Origin of the sequence: Brevibacillus sp. LEMMJ03, from assembly GCF_007197875.1 — a bacterium.
Lineage (GTDB): Bacteria > Bacillota > Bacilli > Brevibacillales > Brevibacillaceae > Brevibacillus > Brevibacillus thermoruber.
The window spans coordinates 413152-429673 of the sequence record NZ_VKJN01000002.1; the positions used below are offsets into that span (position 1 = coordinate 413152).

Here is a 16522-nt window from a genome sequence, read left to right on the forward strand (position 1 = left end):
AGAGGAGGATGTGGAATGAAGCGTGTGTTTATCGCCGGCGATGCCTACAGCACCCGTTTCTTTGAGCTGCCGCTGGAGGATGAGGAGCTTTCCCTGATGCCGTATTTGCATGCGGCCAGCTACCACGTGGCCCGTTTCGCCTTGATCATGCGGGACGGCGGGCTTGCAAACATCGGGATCCGGGCGGGGGACGCCCTGCTGATCGCCGACTTTTCTCTGGAGCCGGTGCGGGGCAGGCCTGTCCTGGTGAGGCAGGAGGGGCAGTACATCGTACGGATTGCCGCCGACGTCAATCCGGTGGAGTGCGTGTTTGCCGCCGCCAAGGAGGGAGTCGCGCCGCTCGTCCTGCCGTCGGAAAACATCCGCATCGTCGGCGTCGTCTCCGGCATCATCTCTCCGCCGTACGAGACAGGGCGGATTGGGGACGGGGATGCGGGGGAGGCGCTGTTTTGATCAACGCGGCAGCCTTCTGAGCCAGCCATCCAGGATGGAGGCTGTCTGCTGCCACTGATCATGCGGCAGGATGGCGGCAGGGTAGTCCCCTCTCTGCGGACCGTAGCTACCAAACTGGGTGTGGTTTCCCCCCTCGATGGTGATGTAGGCCGTGTCGGCCGGCAGAAATTGAGCGGCCTGCTCCCATTTCTCCCTGTCCACGATGCCGTCGCGCGAACCGATGAGCGACAGCACGGGCAGATTGGCATGGCGCACGTTTCCCTGCTTGTCGGGGTACGCCGCGAGCAGAAAGAGACCGCTCACCTGGCCGGGATGGCTGGCCGCATAGCGCGCAGCCATTGTGCCGCCAAGCGAATGGCCGCCGATGACAAACGCTTCGCCGGGATAGGCGGCAAACACCCGATCCGCCCGGTCGACACCGGCGCCGGCCAGATAAAACGGCATCTTGACGATGACGGTCCGCCGTCCGGACGCGGCCAACGCCCTCGCCAGCGGCGCGTAGCTTTCCGGCGCGATCAACCCGCCGGGGTACAAGATGATGCCGGGCGGCCTCACCTCGCTCCCTTCAAACACGATCAAACCGTGCTTCGTCGTAACCGACACGCCTTCCCCGTCCCGCATGGCGCGAATCGCGGCGCTGTCCGCCTCGTACGGCTGAAAATACCACGCGGCAGCCGCAGCCGGCAGCACAACCGCCGCGGCGAGAACCAATCCCCAACGCTTCATCCTCCTGTTCACACGCGTCCCTCGTTTCGCTGTATGAGTTTTTCCTTGTCAGGTAGTATGTCGCAATCACCGCGTCCGTCTGCATCACGGATCATTTTTCATTGACAACGTACTCGAAAAAAATTAAGATGAATTCAGACAATATAAAAAAGGAACAATGTTCCGCAATGAAGAACAACGCCGACAAGGAGGTGTAAAATGGAAAAAACTGTACGCGATGCCTCTTCGGTTCAGTCCGTTGACAGGGCGCTGTACATCCTGGACTTGTTGAAGGAACATAACGACGGCTTGGGCATTACGGAACTGGCCCACCGCATGGATGTGGCAAAAAGTACGGTTCACCGTCTGCTGACCTCTCTGAAAAACCAGGGATACGTCAGGCAGGATCCGCTTACGGAACGATATCTGCTGGGATTGAAGCTGATCGAGTTGGGATCGATCGTGACGCAATCCCTAGAAATCCGCACGATCGCCAAGCCAATCTTGAACCAGTTGGTGCAGGAAACGGGGGAAACCTCCCATCTGGTAATCCTGGAGGACGGAGAAGTCGTCTATATTGAGAAAATTGAAAGCCCTTACACCATTCGCATGTACTCGTTGATCGGCAAACGGGCACCGGTTCACTGCACCGGCGTCGGCAAGGCGATCATCGCCTACCTCCCGGAGGAGCAGGTACGGCGCATCGCCGCCCAGCGCGGACTGAAAAAGTTCACGGAGAATACAATCACGTCCCTGGATGACCTGCTCGTCCATCTGCAGGAGATCAAGGCCAACGGCTACTCCCTCGACAGGGAAGAGCATGAACCTGGCATCTGCTGCGTTGCCGCCCCCATTCTCAATCACAACGGGGAAGCCGTGGCTGGGGTGAGCGTATCCGGCCCGACGATGCGGATGAACGAAGAGAAGCTGGCGTTTTGCAAGGATCGTGTTGTTTTTTACGCTCGGGAAATTTCCAAACACCTTGGATACCGAGGGTAATTTTTTCAGCATGTTACGGAACGATGTTCCGTAATGAGGAACAAAAACGAAATGGAGGATGACAATATGAATTGGAAACGCTTCCTGTCAGGTTTGACTGCTTCCGCCCTGATCGCCGCCCTCGTCGGCTGCGGCTCCAACAATGCGGCATCGCCGTCCGGCGGCAATGGCTCCCCAGGCGAGGGAGACTACCCGAAAAAGCCAATCGAACTCATCGTTCCCTATGCGGCCGGCGGCGGCACGGATGCGGTCGCCCGCGCATTTGCCGATTCGGCCAAAAAGGTGCTGCCGCAGCCGATCGGGGTCGTGAACAAGACCGGTGGCGGCGGGGCCGTCGGCATGAGCGAAGGGAGCAAAGCAAAGCCGGACGGCTACAAGGTCACCTTGGTTACCGTGGAAATGACAACGCTTCCGCCGCTGGGACTGGCTGCCTTTACCCCTGACGATTTCAAACCAGTCGCCCGGCTGAACGCCGACCCGGCGGCCATCACCGTACGCGCCGACGCACCATGGAACACCATCGAAGAATTCCTCGACTACGCGAAACAAAATCCGGGCAAAGTACGCATCGGCAACTCCGGTACGGGTGCCATCTGGCATCTGGCTGCCACGGCTCTGGAGCAAAAAACCGGCGCCAAGTTCAATCACATCCCGTATGACGGTGCCAATCCGGCCGTAACCGCCCTGCTTGGCGGTCACATCGAAGCGGTATCCGTAAGCCCGGCAGAGGTGACAGCCCAGGTGCAGGCCGGCAAGTTGAAAATGTTGGGAGTGATGGCCGACGAACGCCTGCCGAAGTTTGCAAACGTGCCGACCTTGAAGGAAAAAGGCGTGGATCTGTCGATCGGCACCTGGAGAGGCCTCGCCGTGCCGAAAGATACGCCGGACAACGTGGTGGCCGTACTGAAAGAGGCAGCCAAAAAAGTGACGGAAGACAAGGCCTTTACCGATGTCCTCGACAACATGAACCTGGGCGTGTCCTACGCTGATGATGCTGCCTTCAAAGAGGCGATTCAAAGGGACAGCGAACTGTTTACCAAACTTGTTGCCGATCTTGGCTTGAAAAAGTAAGAGAATTCGGACACGGGTAACCGCTAAGCCCGTGTCCCGCAGATTGCGCGGTGTTTCCCATAACCCGCCCTTGCCTAGGAGGGTCACTCGTGAAGAAGGTTGATATCTTTGTCGGTTTGCTTCTGATCGTCCTGTCCGTCGCCACGTGGATCACCGCAGGAAATTTCCCGTCTGTCGGCGACACGGATGTGGGTGCGGGCTTCTTCCCCCGGCTGATCGCCTCCATCCTGCTCGTACTGTCGCTCATCCTGATCGCTTCCGGATATCGCCGTCGGGGCGGTGGAGACGAGGAAACGGGACAGACGTCCTGGAAGCGGACGCTGCTCGGTTTTGTCTGTACCTTTGCGTTTCTTGCACTCATCTGCCTATGCGGCTTTTTTCTCTCCACGCCCGTGTTTCTCTTGGGGTTCATGTGGCTGCTCGGCTACCGCAAGCCGGTGCCGACCGTCGCTGTGGCCGTACTGGTGACGCTGTTTATCTATCTCGTCTTTGAAAAAGTGCTGCAGGTTCCCCTTCCTGCAGGCCTATTCTTCGAGTAAGGAGGGAACCGCATGTTGGACATGTTTCTCAACGGGCTGAGCAACATTTTCACAGACCCTTTCGCGCTGGTGATGTCCATTGTCGGGGTGGCGGTCGGCATCATCGTCGGAGCGCTCCCTGGGCTGACGGCGACGATGGGGGTGGCGCTGGTGCTGCCGCTCACGTTCGGCATGGAGCCGGTGGCCGGACTGCTGCTGCTGTCGGGCGTTTACTTCGGCGGGGTGTACGGCGGTTCGATTACGGCCATCCTGCTCAAGACGCCGGGTACGCCGGCGGCAGCCGCCACCGCTCTGGACGGTTACGCCCTCGCGCAAAAGGGAATGGCCGGCAAGGCGCTTGGCGTCGCCACACTCTCCTCGTTTACCGGAGGAACGCTCAGCATCGTCATTTTGATGTTCCTCTCTCCCATCCTGGCCAACATCGCGCTGGAATTCAGCGCGCCCGAAACGTTTGCGCTGGCTGTTTTCGGTCTCAGCATCATCGCCAGCATCTCCGGCAAATCGCTGGTCAAAGGCTTGATCGCCGGGATGGTCGGGCTGCTGTTGGCCATGGTAGGGCTTGACCCGATTCTCGGCTTCCCCCGCTTTACGGGCGGGATTGAGCAGATGGTCAACGGCGTCCCCTTCATTCCGATCATGATCGGCTTATTCGCCGCCTCGGAAGCGTTCAAGTCGCTTTCGGAGATGAACGTAAAAGAGAAAGTGAAGGTGAAAATCGAAAAGATTCTCCCTTCCTGGGCCGAGCTTCGCCGCCTGATCCCGACCCTACTCCGCTCCACCGGCCTGGGCACGTTTATCGGGATTATCCCGGGCGCGGGAGCGGATATCGCCGCGTTTGTCTCGTACAACGAAGCAAAGCGGTTCAGCAAAGACAAGGACGGGTTCGGCAAAGGGAAGATCGAAGGCGTGTCCTCATGTGAAGCGGGCGCCAACGCCTGCACGGGCGGCGCGCTGGTGCCGCTGCTTACGCTGGGGATTCCCGGAGACGCGGTAACCGCCGTCATGCTGGGCGCGCTGATGGTGCAGGGGCTGCAGCCCGGTCCGCTGCTGTTCAAGAACAACGGCGACCTGGTCTACACCCTGTTCATCGGGATGATCATCTGCTATGCCATCATGCTCCTGATGGGATTGTTCGCCTCCCGCTATTTCGCCAGAGTGGTGGAAATCCCCAGGGAAATCTTGACGCCGATCATTCTGGTGCTCTGCATCGTCGGTTCGTACGCGATCAACAACAGCTTTTTCGATGTCATCATCATGGCGGTCGCCGGTGTAGTCGGGTACTTCATGCAAAAGTACGATTTCCCCGCTTCCCCGATCGTACTGGCACTGATTCTCGGTCCGATGGCGGAAAGCCAGTTCCGCCGTGCGCTGGCGCTTTCCAACGGCAGCTACGACATTTTTTACACGCGCCCGATCCCGTTGGTTCTCCTGCTGCTCTCTGCCATTACTCTTCTCACTCCGATCGTGAAAGCCGTATGGCAGCAGCGGAAACGCGCTTATCAATAACGCTGCTTTGGAGGAAACCAAGATGGACGTAGTCACTTTTGGAGAAACGATGGTGCTTTTCACCCCGGAAACCACGGGTTTCATGCGCTATGCCCACACGTACTCGCGAAAATTCGGCGGATCGGAGACCAACTTTGCCATCGGGCTCGCCCGGCTGGGACACCGCGTCGGCTGGATCAGCCGGGTGGGCGACGACGAGTTGGGCAAAGCGCTGCTCGCGTTCGTCCGCGGCGAAGGCGTGGACGTTAGCCGCGTCCGGCTGGACCCGGACGCCCCCACCGGAATTTACTTCAAGGAGATTCGCAGCGCCAACGACGTCAACGTCTATTACTACCGAAAAGGGTCAGCCGCCAGCCGCATGACGCCAGGCGATCTGGACGAAGAGTACCTGGCCCAGGCCAAGTATCTGTTCGTCTCGGGCATTACGCCCGCGCTCAGTGACACCTGCCGGGCGATGACCCAGGCGGCGATCACGCTGGCGAAAAAGCACGGATTGACCGTGGTGTTTGACCCCAATCTGCGCAAAAAGCTGTGGCCGGAGGAACAGGCCCGCGAGACGCTGCTGGCCCTTGCGGCTCAAGCGGACATCGTCCTGCCCGGCCTGTCGGAAGGGGAGTTTTTGTTCGGCGAAAGCGATCCGCTGAAGCTGGGTCGGCGCTTTCTCGAGCACGGCGCGCAGACGGTGGTGCTGAAGCTGGGGGAAGGAGGAGCCCACTATTTTACCCGGGAGACGGACGAATACATCCCCGGTTACCGCGTGGACCGCGTCGTCGATCCCGTAGGCGCGGGAGACGGATTTGCCGCCGGGTTTGTCTCCGGTCTACTGGACGGCCTGCCGATGGCCGACGCGGTCAGACGGGCCAATGCCGTCGGCGCGATCGTCACGATGGTGAACGGCGACGTGGAAGGGCTGCCGGAGCGGGCCGACCTGAAGCGGTTCGCCGAGGAGCCCAATGAAGAAGTGATACGCTAATCATGGGAGGAGAGCAGCCATGCGTGTATTGGACAAAATCATCGACAGCGGCATCGTCGCCGTTATTCGCGGGGCGACTCCGGACAAAATCATGCCGGTCGTCCAGGCACTCTACGAGGGCGGTGTCACCACGTTGGAAATCACCGTGGAGACGCCGAAAGTACTCACGCTGATCGAGCAGGTGAAGGATGAATTCGATGACAGGGTGGTGGTCGGGGCCGGTACCGTTCTTGATCCGGAGACGGCCCGCGCCGCGATCATGGCGGGCGCATCCTTCATCTTTTCACCGACCGTCCACCCCGAGACGATCCGCCTGACCAAGCGGTATGGCGTCATCAGCATTCCGGGGGCGCTCACTCCGACGGAAATCCTCACGGCGTACGAGCACGGTGCCGACGTGGTCAAAGTATTTCCGGCCAACGTGGTCGGCCCTCGCTACCTGCAGGACATTCACGGGCCCCTGCCGCACATTCCGCTGATGCCGACAGGCGGCATCGACCTGTCCAACGCCGCCGCGTACATCCGCGCCGGAGCCGTCGCTGTTGGCGTCGGCGGTTCCCTGGTCAGCTTCAAGGAAGAAGTAAGCGAGGCCTACCTGTCCAGACTGACGGAAACCGCCCGTAAGTTTACGGAGGCCGTCAAACAGGCGAGATCCTAGGAAAGCGAGTGGTATGTGGTGACAAAACCGCGCATCTTTATCCCCCACCGGATTGCGGAGAGCGCGTTAGCCCTGCTCGGCGAGCGCTGTACGCTGGACTACCGCGACATCGAGGAGAAGCTGGACGACGCCGCGTTTTTCGCCGGTCTGGAACAGGCGGATGGACTGATGATCTACTCTCGCCATAAAATCAGCGCGGACGTGCTGGACCGCGCTCCCCGCCTGCGAATCGTCAGCAATATAGCCGTCGGGTACGACAACCTCGATCTGAACGAACTGACCGCCCGCGGCATTATGGCGACCAATACGCCGGACGTGCTGACCGAGACGACCGCCGACCTGACGTTTGCGCTGCTGATGGCGGCTGCCCGCCGCATCCCGGAAGCGGATCGGTATGTCAAGGACGGACGGTGGAACGAGTGGCTCCCCAGCCTGATGCTGGGCAAGGACGTGCACGGCGCGGTCATCGGCATCGTCGGCATGGGAAGGATCGGCGAAGCAGTGGCGCGTCGGGCAAAAGGCTTCGGCATGCGCATTCTCTACCACAACCGTACCCGCAAAGAGGAGGCGGAACGATCACTGGGCGCGGAATACGCCGGATTGGACGATCTCCTTCGCCGCTCCGACTACGTCGTGGTGATGACCCCGCTGACTCCGGAGACAACCGGGCTGATCGGCGAACGGGAACTGGCATTCATGAAGCCGGATGCGATTTTGATCAACACTTCCCGCGGACGCGTCGTCGACGAACAGGCGCTGATCCACGCCCTTTCCGAGCGGCGCATCGCCGGCGCCGGACTGGATGTGTACGCGGTTGAGCCGGTGTCCAGAGACAATCCGCTGCTGAGCATGCCCAATGTGGTGACCCTGCCCCACATCGGCAGCGCCACCCGCGAAACGCGCGAAAACATGGCGCTGAAAGCGGCGCGCAACATGCTGGCCGGCCTGTTTGGGGAGCGGCCCGAGAATCTGTTGAATCCGTCCGTTTTCTCCTAAACACGCCAAACCGCACCGATTGTCGACATCGGTGCGGTTGCTTTTTCCCCAGAAAAAGACTGCTTTTGGAACAAATTTGTTGCTTCGCCTCAAAATGGTCCGGGCCTGCACGAGATTTGGCCTAGATTTGTCGGAACATCGACGGGCGGACCCTTCGACCGTTTTTTCCGCCCTTCCTCCGCCGTCTCCACCCTCAACGAACAGCGCCATCCTTCCATTTTTAGGCGACCGCGCGCAGCTTTGCATCGTACCAACCGATCACGAACATGGGACTGAACCGACGCGTTCGGGTGAAGATGTGCCTGCGCCTGCCGCTGTTTTAGCCAGCATGCGAAGGACCATGGCTGTATAAAATTTTTGGTCTATTCGATCATTTTCCGTCTAGCAGCATTTGGTAGAATGACACTGTCGCGATACGTCGACATCATTTGCAAAAAGGAGGAGGATCACTGATGAAAAAGATCGTAACGGCCTCTCTCACGGCTGCCTTGATGTTGGGCGCCGTACCCGCAGCGCTGGCGCAAACGGAAGGACTTGCGGACCGGAATACGGCGGCCCATGGCGATGTGCAGGGCGAGAATGCCGCCGGCGGCGCAGCCGGGACGGCGGATGAAGCCGGCTCTGACACATCGGCGAGCACAGATGACCAATCGACAGCGGACACTCTCTCTCAAACCGAAAGCGATACAACAACCTCCCCCGCAACCACGTCCGATCAGTCCCCCACCACCCTGAGCGTCCAGGAAGCGGTGCAGTCCGCGGAAAAACTGAACGAACTCCGCCAGCAGTTGAAAGACGCGCCCGAGGTGACGGAGCAGGTGGCAGCCACGTACGAGGAGTTGGTCAACGCACTCGTCGACATCGCCGATCTGCCGCAGGCGATCGAGGTGCAAAAAGAACTGCTGGAGCGAACCTACCAGCCCGGAGATACCGAACCGTTTCAAAAGTTGGGCCAACTGTATGCCAAGGCGAACGTGACGGATGTCAAAACGTTCGTCAACGGCGAGGAACTCACGATGGATCAGGCGCCGGTTATCGTGGGCGGACGAGCTCTGTGACGGAGCGGGTCATCCGCGAGGCATTGGATGCGGACGTGCGCTGGGATGAGGCCGCAGGCACCGTCACCGTAACCCGCGGGGACCGCACGATCACGCTGCATGTGAACAAAAACGAAGCCGAAACGAACGGGAACAAGATCACGACCGACGCCGTGCCCGTGGTGAAAAACGGCAGCCTCTACCTGCCGATTCGGTTCATCAGCGAGCAGTTGGAGGCCACGGTCGACTGGCAAAAAGACGGACAGATCATCATCATCGACGACAATCACGTGGACGAATCGCAGCCTGCGGGCTCGACCGCGCCGGACGCGACGAACCAGACGGGCGGGGGCACGTCGGGTACGGACAATTCCTCGGGCAGCGGTACTTCGGGCTCGGATGATTCCACGGACAGCGACTCCTCGAGCACGGATGATTCGAACGATGCGGACGACAGCGGTTCCTCGAACACGAATGATTCGGACGATGCGGCAGATACCAATTAGCGCAGGAAAAACCGGACCTCAGACAGGTCCGGTTCAGACTGAAGACAAATCAATTGGATCGAAGGAGAAGCATGTTTCCAGGCAGAGCGACTTGTGAGCCCTACCGAGCGGAGCAGCGATTTGCGGGAAAAAGGAGCGCCACCTTGGAATGGGCTGCGCAGCAATGCGGCTTTGGCGATCCCCCGCAAAGCGGTGCGGAGCGTGCAGTTTTTGCTTCCCTGGTGGGCGAGCACGGAGCGGAAGCCGGAAACGTGCTTCTCCTCCCAGCAGTCACTTTGTCTGCACACCAAACCGGACCTCTGACAGGTCCGGTTTTCTGTCGCTGCTGCACAGACTTTTCCTCCGGATTACGCCTCCCGCCTCATCCGGTTGGTGAGACGGCCCAGCTTTTCGATCTCGATCGTCACCTCGTCCCCGTCCTTCAGCCACACCTGCCGCTCTTTGGGATAGCCGAGAATCACGCCCTCCGGCGTACCGGTCAGGATGACGTCGCCCGGCTCCAGGGTCATGTACCGGGAGATGTAGTGGACGATTTCGTCGCAGGGGAAAATCATGTCCGAGGTGTTGGAGTGCTGCCGCACTTCGCCGTTGACGATGGACGTGATCTCCAGATCGTTCGGATTGCCTACCTCGTCGGAGGTGACCAGGTAGGGGCCGAGCGGACTGAAGCCGTCACAGCTCTTGCCCAGCAGCCACTGGCTGGTGCGCATCTGCAGGTCGCGGGCGGACAGGTCGTTTGCGTTGCAGTACCCGGCCACGTACGAGAGGGCCTCCTCCCGCTTCACCCGCTTCGCCCGCCTGCCGATCACGATGGCCAGCTCCGCCTCGTAATCCACCTGCTGCGATTCCGCGGGCAGCGTGATCTCGTCGTTGTGGGCGGCCAGCGTGTTGCTGAACTTGTTGAACAGCACCGGATATTCGGGCACGGCCATGTTGGACTCTTCCGCGTGCTTTCGGTAGTTCAGTCCGACACAGATGATCTTGCCCGGCTCCGGAACGCACGGCCCGAAGCGCAGGGACGATTCGTCCAGGAACAACTGCGGCTCCCCCGCCGACTCCATGCGGCGGACGTGGGCCGCCAGCGCCTGAAACGCCTCCTCCCCTCCCTCAAGAAACCGGCGGATGGTCTGCGGTACAGCCTCCGCTCCTCCGTGCCGCTCCACCGACGCCGTTACGTCCAGTACGCCGCGGTCCGTCTTGACGCCGAGCGCCAGGCCGCGCTCCGCATAAAAGGTCAAAAGCTTCATCGTGGTTCCCTCCATCTGTCTTATGCCATTTTTCCAAACACGACCCCGCTGTCGATGTACAAGGGTGATCCCATCATCAGGCGGGACTCATCCGACGCCAGAAAAAGGGCGGCCTTCGCTACGTCTTCGGGCCGGCCGAGTTCGCCGGTAAGCTGCCGTTTCCTGATGGCAGCCAGCGCCTCGTCGGGGTTGTCGTAGGACGTTTGCAGGTACTGTTCCACGAACGGGGTGAGAATCGTGCCGGGCAGCAGCGCATTTACCCGGATGTTGTACGGGGCGTAATCCACCTGCATCGATTTGGTCAGGGCCAGGACCGCGCCCTTGGTGGCGGCGTAGGCAGCCCGCCGCATCAGCCCGATTTCGGCGATGCAGGAGGACATGTTGATGATCGAGCCTGCCCGCCGCTCCATCATGTGGGGCAGGACGTGCCTGCTGGGCAGAAAGACGCCCTTCAGGTTGACGGCCACCACCCGGTCCCACAGTTCCTCGCTGGTCTCGTGGACAGCGCCCACTCCGGAGATCCCGGCGTTGTTGAACAGCACGTCGATGGCACCGAACGCCTTGAGAGCCTGTTCCACCATCGCCGCCACCTGCCCGTCGTCAGTGACGTCCGCCTGCAGGAACACGGCTTCACCGCCGGCTTGCCGAATCTCGCGGGCCGTTTCCTCTCCGCTCTCCGCGGAGACGTCGTTGACCGCCACGGCCGCCCCTTCCTGCGCGAACAACAGCGCAGTGCTCTTCCCGATCCCCGAGCCGCCGCCCGTGATCAGTGCCACTTTTCCCTTCAGCCTCATGCAATCGCCCCTTTCCGGCAATCCTTTATCCTGGAGAAAAGACATGACCGGCGCGCACGGAAAGCCGCCTGCCGAGATCGATGATTTCGTCCCGGGCCGCGTCCGCCTTTTCCATCCAACTGTTCTCCAGCATGGTAAAACTCACGGCGGCGATGATCTGCTCTTCGTGGTTAAACACCGGGGCAGCCACGCAGAAAAAGCCGGTCATCGCTTCCTGCTCGTCGCTGCCGTAACCCGACGCCCTGATTTGCGCAAGCTGGGCCCACAACTGATCGACGTCGCGGACCGTGTGCGGGGTCCTCGGCTCCAGCCGGTACTCGGGATAGAGCGCTTTCAATTCGGCGTAATCCAGTCGGGAAAGCTGCACCTTCCCCATGGCGGTGGCGTAGGCGGGCAGCTTCATGCCCGGATCGGTCGCCACCCGGAGCGGGCCGGAACACTCCTCCTTGGCCAGGTACATAATGTCCCGGCCGTTCAGCACGGAGAGCTGCACCGTTTCGTTTACCCGCCGGACGGATGCGCCCGCTTCGGCGTAAAACGCCTGCAGGATGTGGAACTGGCGGAAGTACGAGGCGGACAGCGCCCCCAGCGTCGGCCCCAGCGCGTAGGTCCCCCCCTTTTCCTTCACCACCCACCCCAGCGTCTCCAGCGTGTGCAGCAGGGAAAACATCGAGCTTTTGTTGATCTTCAAGCGGTTGGCCAGGTCCATCAGCCGCAGCCGCGACGGTTCCGCAGCCAGCAGGTGCAGAATGTCGTTGGCCCTCTCCAGCGCGGGTACCCAGTACTTCTTGTCCATGAACAACCAGCGCCTTTCCTGTCGTGCCCTCGGTTTTGTATAATAAACCAGGTTTTGTAAAATGATTACCCTCATCATAGCACACGATTTTCCCCCCAAACAATCATCTTCTTTTGAAAAATTTTTTTATTCAGAAAACGGTTGCAATTACTTTTCCTCTTGCCCTATCATAAAAATTGCCAACCCAAATCCGATATTGTCGGATGTTGTTTTACATCATCAAACAAACGGGACGTTCTGCCGAACATGCCATCCCGTCGACTTCTTGCGCCCCGACATCCCGGTATCCCCATCCCCTGCGCTTTGCATACGGAAAGGAGGCTTGCCCATGTCCGCCTATCGCGCCATCATGATGCAGCCGCATGACAACGTGGCTACGGCCCTCGAACCCATTCCGGCAGACAGCCGCGTCACCGTCGCCTGTCTGGACGTGCAGCATACGGTGACGCTGCCGCATGCGATTGAATTCGGGCACAAGTTTGCCGTCCGCCCGATCGGAAAGGGAGAGGACATCGTGAAATACGGGGAGGTCATCGGGGTCGCCACCCGTGACATCGCCCCCGGCGAACACGTCCATGTGCACAATTTGGAAGGAAAACGCGGGAGAGGAGACAAGATCGCCCATGAAGCATGACACGACCTTTTGGGGCTACCGCCGTCCGGACGGCCGCGTCGGCGTGCGCAACCACGTCCTGATTCTGCCTACGATCACATGCGCCGCGCAGGCGGCCAGGCAGATCACCGAACTGGTGCAGGGGACCGTCTCGTTTATCCACCAGCACGGCTGTGCCCAGGTGGGCGTCGACTACGAGCAGACGTTTCGCACCTACGTCGGAATGGGAGCCAATCCAAACGTCTACGGCGTCGTCGTCCTCGGACTCGGCTGTGAAACGCATCAGGCGCGGAGCGTGGCCGGGGAAATCGCCAAGACGGGCAAGCCGGTGGAACTGGTCTCCATCCAGGATCACGGCGGAACGCTGATGGCGATCGCGCAGGGCGCAAAAATAGCCGCCAAGATGGTGCAGGACGCGTCCGTCCTGCGGCGGGAGCCGTGCGATTTCAGCGAACTGATCGTCGGAACGGAATGCGGCGGTTCGGACGCCTGTTCCGGTCTGTCCGCCAACCCGGCCGTAGGCGTGGTCAGCGACATGATCGTCGACCTCGGCGGCACCTCGATCCTGGCGGAGACGACGGAGCTGATCGGCGCGGAACATCTGCTGGCCAACCGCGCCGTCGACGACAAGGTGGCCAAGCGCGTCTACGAAGTGATCCACGCCATGGAACAGCGCTCCATCCTGATGGGCGTGGACATCCGCACCGGCAACCCCAGTCCGGGCAATATCAAGGGCGGCCTCAGTTCGCTGGAGGAAAAGTCCCTGGGCGCGGCCAACAAGGCCGGCACCCGGCCGCTGCAGGAGCTGATCGATTACGCCCAGCGGCCGACCAAGAAAGGCCTGGTCTGGATGGATACGCCCGGACACGACATCGAGCAGCTGACCGGCATGGTGGCCGGAGGAGCGCAGGTGGTGCTGTTCACAACCGGCCGCGGTACGCCTACCGGTTCGCCGATTGCCCCTGTGATCAAAATCGCCACCAACACGCCCATTTTCGAGAAAATGGGGGACAACATCGACCTGAACGCGGGCACGATCATCGAAGGAAAGGAAACGCTCCAATCCGTAGGGCAGCGGATTTTTGACGAGTTGGTCCGCGTGTGCTCCGGCAAGCTGACCAAAGCGGAAATCCTGAAGCAGCACGACTTCGGCATCTGGCGGATCGGCCCCACGTTCTAGCGGCCGTTTCCCTTTTTCAGCCATTTATTGAGAGGAGGAATCATCGTGAGCGTTCATACACAAGCGCAAACCTACCAGAACTACATCGGCGGCGAGTGGCGCCCGTCGGCGTCCAACCAGGTGGAGGCGAGCATCAATCCGGCCAACCGGCACGAGGTGGTCGGATACGTGCAAAAATCGTCCGCCGAGGACCTGAACCAAGCGGTGGAAGCGGCCCGGTCGGCGCAAACCGCCTGGCGGAAGCTCTCCGGTCCCGCCCGCGGCGAATACCTGTACCGCCTGGCCGACGTGCTGGAGCGGCATCTTGACGACATCGCCGCGACCATGACGCGGGAGATGGGCAAAACGCTGCCCGAAGCAAAAGGCGAAACGGCCCGCGGCGTGGCCATCCTGCGCTATTACGCGGGGGAAGGCATGCGCAAAATCGGCGACGTCATCCCCTCCACCGACAGCGAAGGGCTGATGTTCACCAGCCGTGTGCCGCTGGGCGTCGTGGGCGTGATCACGCCCTGGAACTTCCCCGTCGCCATCCCCATCTGGAAAATCGCGCCGGCCATCGTCTACGGCAACACGGTCGTCTTCAAGCCGGCGCAGGAAACCGCCGTCACCGCCGCCAAGCTGATGGAATGCGTGGACGAAGCGGGGCTGCCCCCGGGGGTCGTCAACATGGTGACCGGCGCGGGCTCGGTCATCGGCCAGGGAATCGTCGATCATCCCGGCATCGCCGCCGTTACGTTCACCGGCTCCGATCAGGTGGGCAAGCAGGTGGGCCTGGGAGCGCTCGCCCGGGGAGCCAAGTACCAACTGGAGATGGGCGGCAAAAACCCGGTCATCGTCGCGGCCGACGCCGACCTCGATCTGGCCGTGGAGGCGACCGTGAGCGGCGGTCTTCGCTCCACCGGCCAGAAGTGCACGGCCACCAGCCGCGTCATCGTCCAGAGCGCCGTTTACGACGCGTTCAAGCAAAAGCTGCTGGAACGGGTGGCCGCGCTGAAAGTGGGCGACGGCCTCGCTCCCGACACCTGGATGGGACCGTGCGCCAGCGAAAGGCAGATGCAGACTGTGCTCGGCTACATCCAAAAAGGGCTCGAAGAAGGAGCCGTACTGCTGTGCGGCGGAAAACGCGTGACCGCGCCCGGCCTCGAACACGGATTTTACGTGGAGCCGACTGTGTTTGAAAACGTCACGCCGGACATGACCATCGCCCGGGAGGAGATTTTCGGCCCGGTGCTGGCGCTGATGAAAGTGGACACCCTGCAGGAAGCGCTGCAGGTGGCCAATGATTCCCGCTTCGGACTCAGCGCCTCCATCTTCACCCGGGACATCGGGAACATGCTGGCCTTTATCCGCGACATGGACGCCGGCATGGTGCGCATCAACGCCGAGAGCGCGGGTGTGGAACTGCAGGCCCCGTTCGGCGGCATGAAGCAGTCCAGCTCCCACTCCCGCGAGCAGGGGCAGGCGGCCATCGAGTTTTTCACCGCGATCAAGACGGTGTTTGTAAAAGGATAGAAACAAGCCAAGGGGAAGCCTCTTTCAGCTTCCCCTTTTTTCTGCCGTTTGCGCAACTGGCGGACCTACATCTGGTTGCCGCAGATCTTGTCTCCACACCAGCGGCGGGCCCGGTTGCGGCTATGCATGGGGTATATATTGCGATTTAATAGCGAGGGGATAATAAACTGGAATCGCCAAGGAGTCTATAAACTATTTTGTGTAAACTCCTAACCTTCAAAATAGAGTACAATGAATTCTAAGAAAGGTTGGGAGAGCCCATGAGCCTGATGACCAAAGAGCAACTCAAGCAGTGGATCAAGGAAAAGAACATGCAATCGGTGGAAGACGTCCAGTCGGCCTTGAAGGAGTTGTTTGCCGAGACCCTTCAGGAAATGCTGGAAGCCGAACTGGAGACGTCACTTGGCTACGCCAAGCACGACACGAAAAATAAGAAAACCACCAACAGCCGGAACGGCTACAGCAAGAAAAAGGTGCGTTCCGAGTACGGCGATGTGGACATTCAGGTTCCGCGTGACCGGGCCGGTGAGTTTGAGCCGACCATCGTCAAAAAGAACCAAACGAACGTGACGGGTATCGAAGACCAAATCATTGCCATGTATGCCAAGGGTGTTTCTACCCGCGACATTCAGGATCACCTGCAGCAGCTCTACGGCATCGAGGTTTCTCCTACCCTCATCTCCAACGTGACCAACAAGATCGTCCCGCTGATCAAAGAATGGCAAAACCGTCCCTTGCAGGCGGTATATGCGGTCGTGTTCCTGGATGCCATTCACTTCAAGGTGAAACAAGACGGTGCCATCGTCAACAAAGCCGCCTACATGGCCATTGGCATTGACTTGGAAGGCCACAAAGATGTACTTGGCATCTGGATCGGGGAAAATGAATCGGCAAAGTTCTGGCTTCATGTCGTAAACGAGTTGAAAAACCGGGGCGT

19 protein-coding genes are annotated in these 16522 nt (G+C 60.3%); 14 read left to right on the plus strand and 5 right to left on the minus strand.

All coding sequences use genetic code 11. The features are described from left to right. Positions 1–15: 15 nt before the first annotated feature. Positions 16–453: a hypothetical protein gene (locus tag FOI68_RS04610; protein WP_044897436.1), complete on the plus strand. Its 438-nt coding sequence runs from the start codon at positions 16–18 to the stop codon at positions 451–453. On the opposite strand, the gene FOI68_RS04615 is transcribed toward FOI68_RS04610, so the two are convergent. Then, positions 454–1179: an alpha/beta fold hydrolase gene (locus FOI68_RS04615; RefSeq protein WP_143862463.1), complete on the minus strand. Its 726-nt coding sequence runs from the start codon at positions 1177–1179 to the stop codon at positions 454–456. A gap of 198 nt (positions 1180–1377) precedes the next feature. On the opposite strand from FOI68_RS04615, the gene FOI68_RS04620 reads away from it, so the two are divergent. The 9 genes from FOI68_RS04620 to FOI68_RS23280 all read left to right on the plus strand — a co-directional run bounded on the left by FOI68_RS04620 (position 1378) and on the right by FOI68_RS23280 (position 9443). Beyond that, positions 1378–2157, plus strand: a complete 780-nt coding sequence (locus FOI68_RS04620; protein WP_143862464.1) for an IclR family transcriptional regulator — start codon at positions 1378–1380, stop codon at positions 2155–2157. A gap of 66 nt (positions 2158–2223) precedes the next feature. Next, positions 2224–3228, plus strand: a complete 1005-nt coding sequence (locus FOI68_RS04625) for a tripartite tricarboxylate transporter substrate binding protein (protein WP_143862465.1) — start codon at positions 2224–2226, stop codon at positions 3226–3228. A gap of 89 nt (positions 3229–3317) precedes the next feature. After that, complete coding sequence (locus FOI68_RS04630) at positions 3318–3767, plus strand: tripartite tricarboxylate transporter TctB family protein (protein ID WP_185973866.1); 450 nt, start codon at positions 3318–3320, stop codon at positions 3765–3767. A 12-nt stretch (positions 3768–3779) separates the two neighbouring features. After that, entirely contained in the window at positions 3780–5273 is a 1494-nt protein-coding gene (locus FOI68_RS04635; protein WP_143862467.1) for a tripartite tricarboxylate transporter permease, read from the plus strand. 22 nt (positions 5274–5295) lie between these two features. Continuing rightward, entirely contained in the window at positions 5296–6246 is a 951-nt protein-coding gene (locus FOI68_RS04640) for a sugar kinase (RefSeq protein WP_143862468.1), read from the plus strand. Between the two features lie 19 nt (positions 6247–6265). Beyond that, complete coding sequence (locus FOI68_RS04645) at positions 6266–6904, plus strand: bifunctional 4-hydroxy-2-oxoglutarate aldolase/2-dehydro-3-deoxy-phosphogluconate aldolase (protein WP_143862469.1); 639 nt, start codon at positions 6266–6268, stop codon at positions 6902–6904. 15 nt (positions 6905–6919) lie between these two features. Next, positions 6920–7900: a 2-hydroxyacid dehydrogenase gene (locus FOI68_RS04650; RefSeq protein WP_333781415.1), complete on the plus strand. Its 981-nt coding sequence runs from the start codon at positions 6920–6922 to the stop codon at positions 7898–7900. Positions 7901–8352: 452 nt separating this feature from the next. Further along, positions 8353–8958: a hypothetical protein gene (locus FOI68_RS23275; RefSeq protein ID WP_185973867.1), complete on the plus strand. Its 606-nt coding sequence runs from the start codon at positions 8353–8355 to the stop codon at positions 8956–8958. Further along, the gene (locus FOI68_RS23280) at positions 8955–9443 is read left to right on the plus strand and encodes a copper amine oxidase N-terminal domain-containing protein (protein ID WP_255433362.1); all 489 of its coding nucleotides are present in this window, start codon (positions 8955–8957) and stop codon (positions 9441–9443) included. The genes FOI68_RS23275 and FOI68_RS23280 overlap by 4 nt, the downstream gene beginning before the upstream one ends. Positions 9444–9790: 347 nt before the next feature. Here the strand turns inward: FOI68_RS23280 and FOI68_RS04660 are convergent, their stop codons facing one another. From FOI68_RS04660 to FOI68_RS04670, 3 genes are read right to left on the minus strand one after another with little or no spacing between them, the layout of a single operon-like run. Continuing rightward, positions 9791–10690, minus strand: coding sequence for a fumarylacetoacetate hydrolase family protein (locus tag FOI68_RS04660; protein WP_044897909.1), 900 nt, complete (start codon positions 10688–10690; stop codon positions 9791–9793). Between the two features lie 20 nt (positions 10691–10710). After that, positions 10711–11484, minus strand: a complete 774-nt coding sequence (locus tag FOI68_RS04665) for an SDR family NAD(P)-dependent oxidoreductase (RefSeq protein ID WP_029097894.1) — start codon at positions 11482–11484, stop codon at positions 10711–10713. A gap of 25 nt (positions 11485–11509) precedes the next feature. After that, the gene (locus FOI68_RS04670; protein WP_143862471.1) at positions 11510–12280 is read right to left on the minus strand and encodes an IclR family transcriptional regulator; all 771 of its coding nucleotides are present in this window, start codon (positions 12278–12280) and stop codon (positions 11510–11512) included. Positions 12281–12608: 328 nt separating this feature from the next. Between FOI68_RS04670 and FOI68_RS04675 the strand changes: the two genes are divergently transcribed. From FOI68_RS04675 to gucD, 3 genes are read left to right on the plus strand one after another with little or no spacing between them, the layout of a single operon-like run. After that, positions 12609–12914, plus strand: a complete 306-nt coding sequence (locus tag FOI68_RS04675; RefSeq protein WP_035300834.1) for a UxaA family hydrolase — start codon at positions 12609–12611, stop codon at positions 12912–12914. Further along, positions 12904–14073: a UxaA family hydrolase gene (locus FOI68_RS04680; protein WP_044897911.1), complete on the plus strand. Its 1170-nt coding sequence runs from the start codon at positions 12904–12906 to the stop codon at positions 14071–14073. The genes FOI68_RS04675 and FOI68_RS04680 overlap by 11 nt, the downstream gene beginning before the upstream one ends. Positions 14074–14118: 45 nt before the next feature. Further along, the gene (gucD, locus tag FOI68_RS04685; protein ID WP_143862472.1) at positions 14119–15585 is read left to right on the plus strand and encodes an alpha-ketoglutaric semialdehyde dehydrogenase GucD; all 1467 of its coding nucleotides are present in this window, start codon (positions 14119–14121) and stop codon (positions 15583–15585) included. Between the two features lie 65 nt (positions 15586–15650). On the opposite strand, the gene FOI68_RS04690 is transcribed toward gucD, so the two are convergent. After that, positions 15651–15713, minus strand: coding sequence for a CGNR zinc finger domain-containing protein (locus FOI68_RS04690; RefSeq protein WP_143862485.1), 63 nt, complete (start codon positions 15711–15713; stop codon positions 15651–15653). Between the two features lie 132 nt (positions 15714–15845). Here FOI68_RS04690 and FOI68_RS04695 point away from each other — a divergent pair. Then, positions 15846–16522, plus strand: a 677-nt coding sequence (locus FOI68_RS04695; RefSeq protein ID WP_143862473.1) for an IS256 family transposase, incomplete at its 3' end; no start/stop codon positions are given.

What these genes read in the sequence shown, in the direction of transcription:
- FOI68_RS04610 (WP_044897436.1), top strand. Translation starts at nt 16, where the DNA reads ATGAAGCGTGTGTTTATCGCCGGCGATGCCTACAGCACCCGTTTCTTT.
- FOI68_RS04615 (WP_143862463.1), bottom strand. Translation starts at nt 1,179, where the DNA reads ATGAAGCGTTGGGGATTGGTTCTCGCCGCGGCGGTTGTGCTGCCGGCT.
- FOI68_RS04620 (WP_143862464.1), top strand. Translation starts at nt 1,378, where the DNA reads ATGGAAAAAACTGTACGCGATGCCTCTTCGGTTCAGTCCGTTGACAGG.
- FOI68_RS04625 (WP_143862465.1), top strand. Translation starts at nt 2,224, where the DNA reads ATGAATTGGAAACGCTTCCTGTCAGGTTTGACTGCTTCCGCCCTGATC.
- FOI68_RS04635 (WP_143862467.1), top strand. Translation starts at nt 3,780, where the DNA reads ATGTTGGACATGTTTCTCAACGGGCTGAGCAACATTTTCACAGACCCT.
- FOI68_RS04640 (WP_143862468.1), top strand. Translation starts at nt 5,296, where the DNA reads ATGGACGTAGTCACTTTTGGAGAAACGATGGTGCTTTTCACCCCGGAA.
- FOI68_RS04645 (WP_143862469.1), top strand. Translation starts at nt 6,266, where the DNA reads ATGCGTGTATTGGACAAAATCATCGACAGCGGCATCGTCGCCGTTATT.
- FOI68_RS23275 (WP_185973867.1), top strand. Translation starts at nt 8,353, where the DNA reads ATGAAAAAGATCGTAACGGCCTCTCTCACGGCTGCCTTGATGTTGGGC.
- FOI68_RS04660 (WP_044897909.1), bottom strand. Translation starts at nt 10,690, where the DNA reads ATGAAGCTTTTGACCTTTTATGCGGAGCGCGGCCTGGCGCTCGGCGTC.
- FOI68_RS04665 (WP_029097894.1), bottom strand. Translation starts at nt 11,484, where the DNA reads ATGAGGCTGAAGGGAAAAGTGGCACTGATCACGGGCGGCGGCTCGGGG.
- FOI68_RS04670 (WP_143862471.1), bottom strand. Translation starts at nt 12,280, where the DNA reads ATGGACAAGAAGTACTGGGTACCCGCGCTGGAGAGGGCCAACGACATT.
- FOI68_RS04675 (WP_035300834.1), top strand. Translation starts at nt 12,609, where the DNA reads ATGTCCGCCTATCGCGCCATCATGATGCAGCCGCATGACAACGTGGCT.
- FOI68_RS04680 (WP_044897911.1), top strand. Translation starts at nt 12,904, where the DNA reads ATGAAGCATGACACGACCTTTTGGGGCTACCGCCGTCCGGACGGCCGC.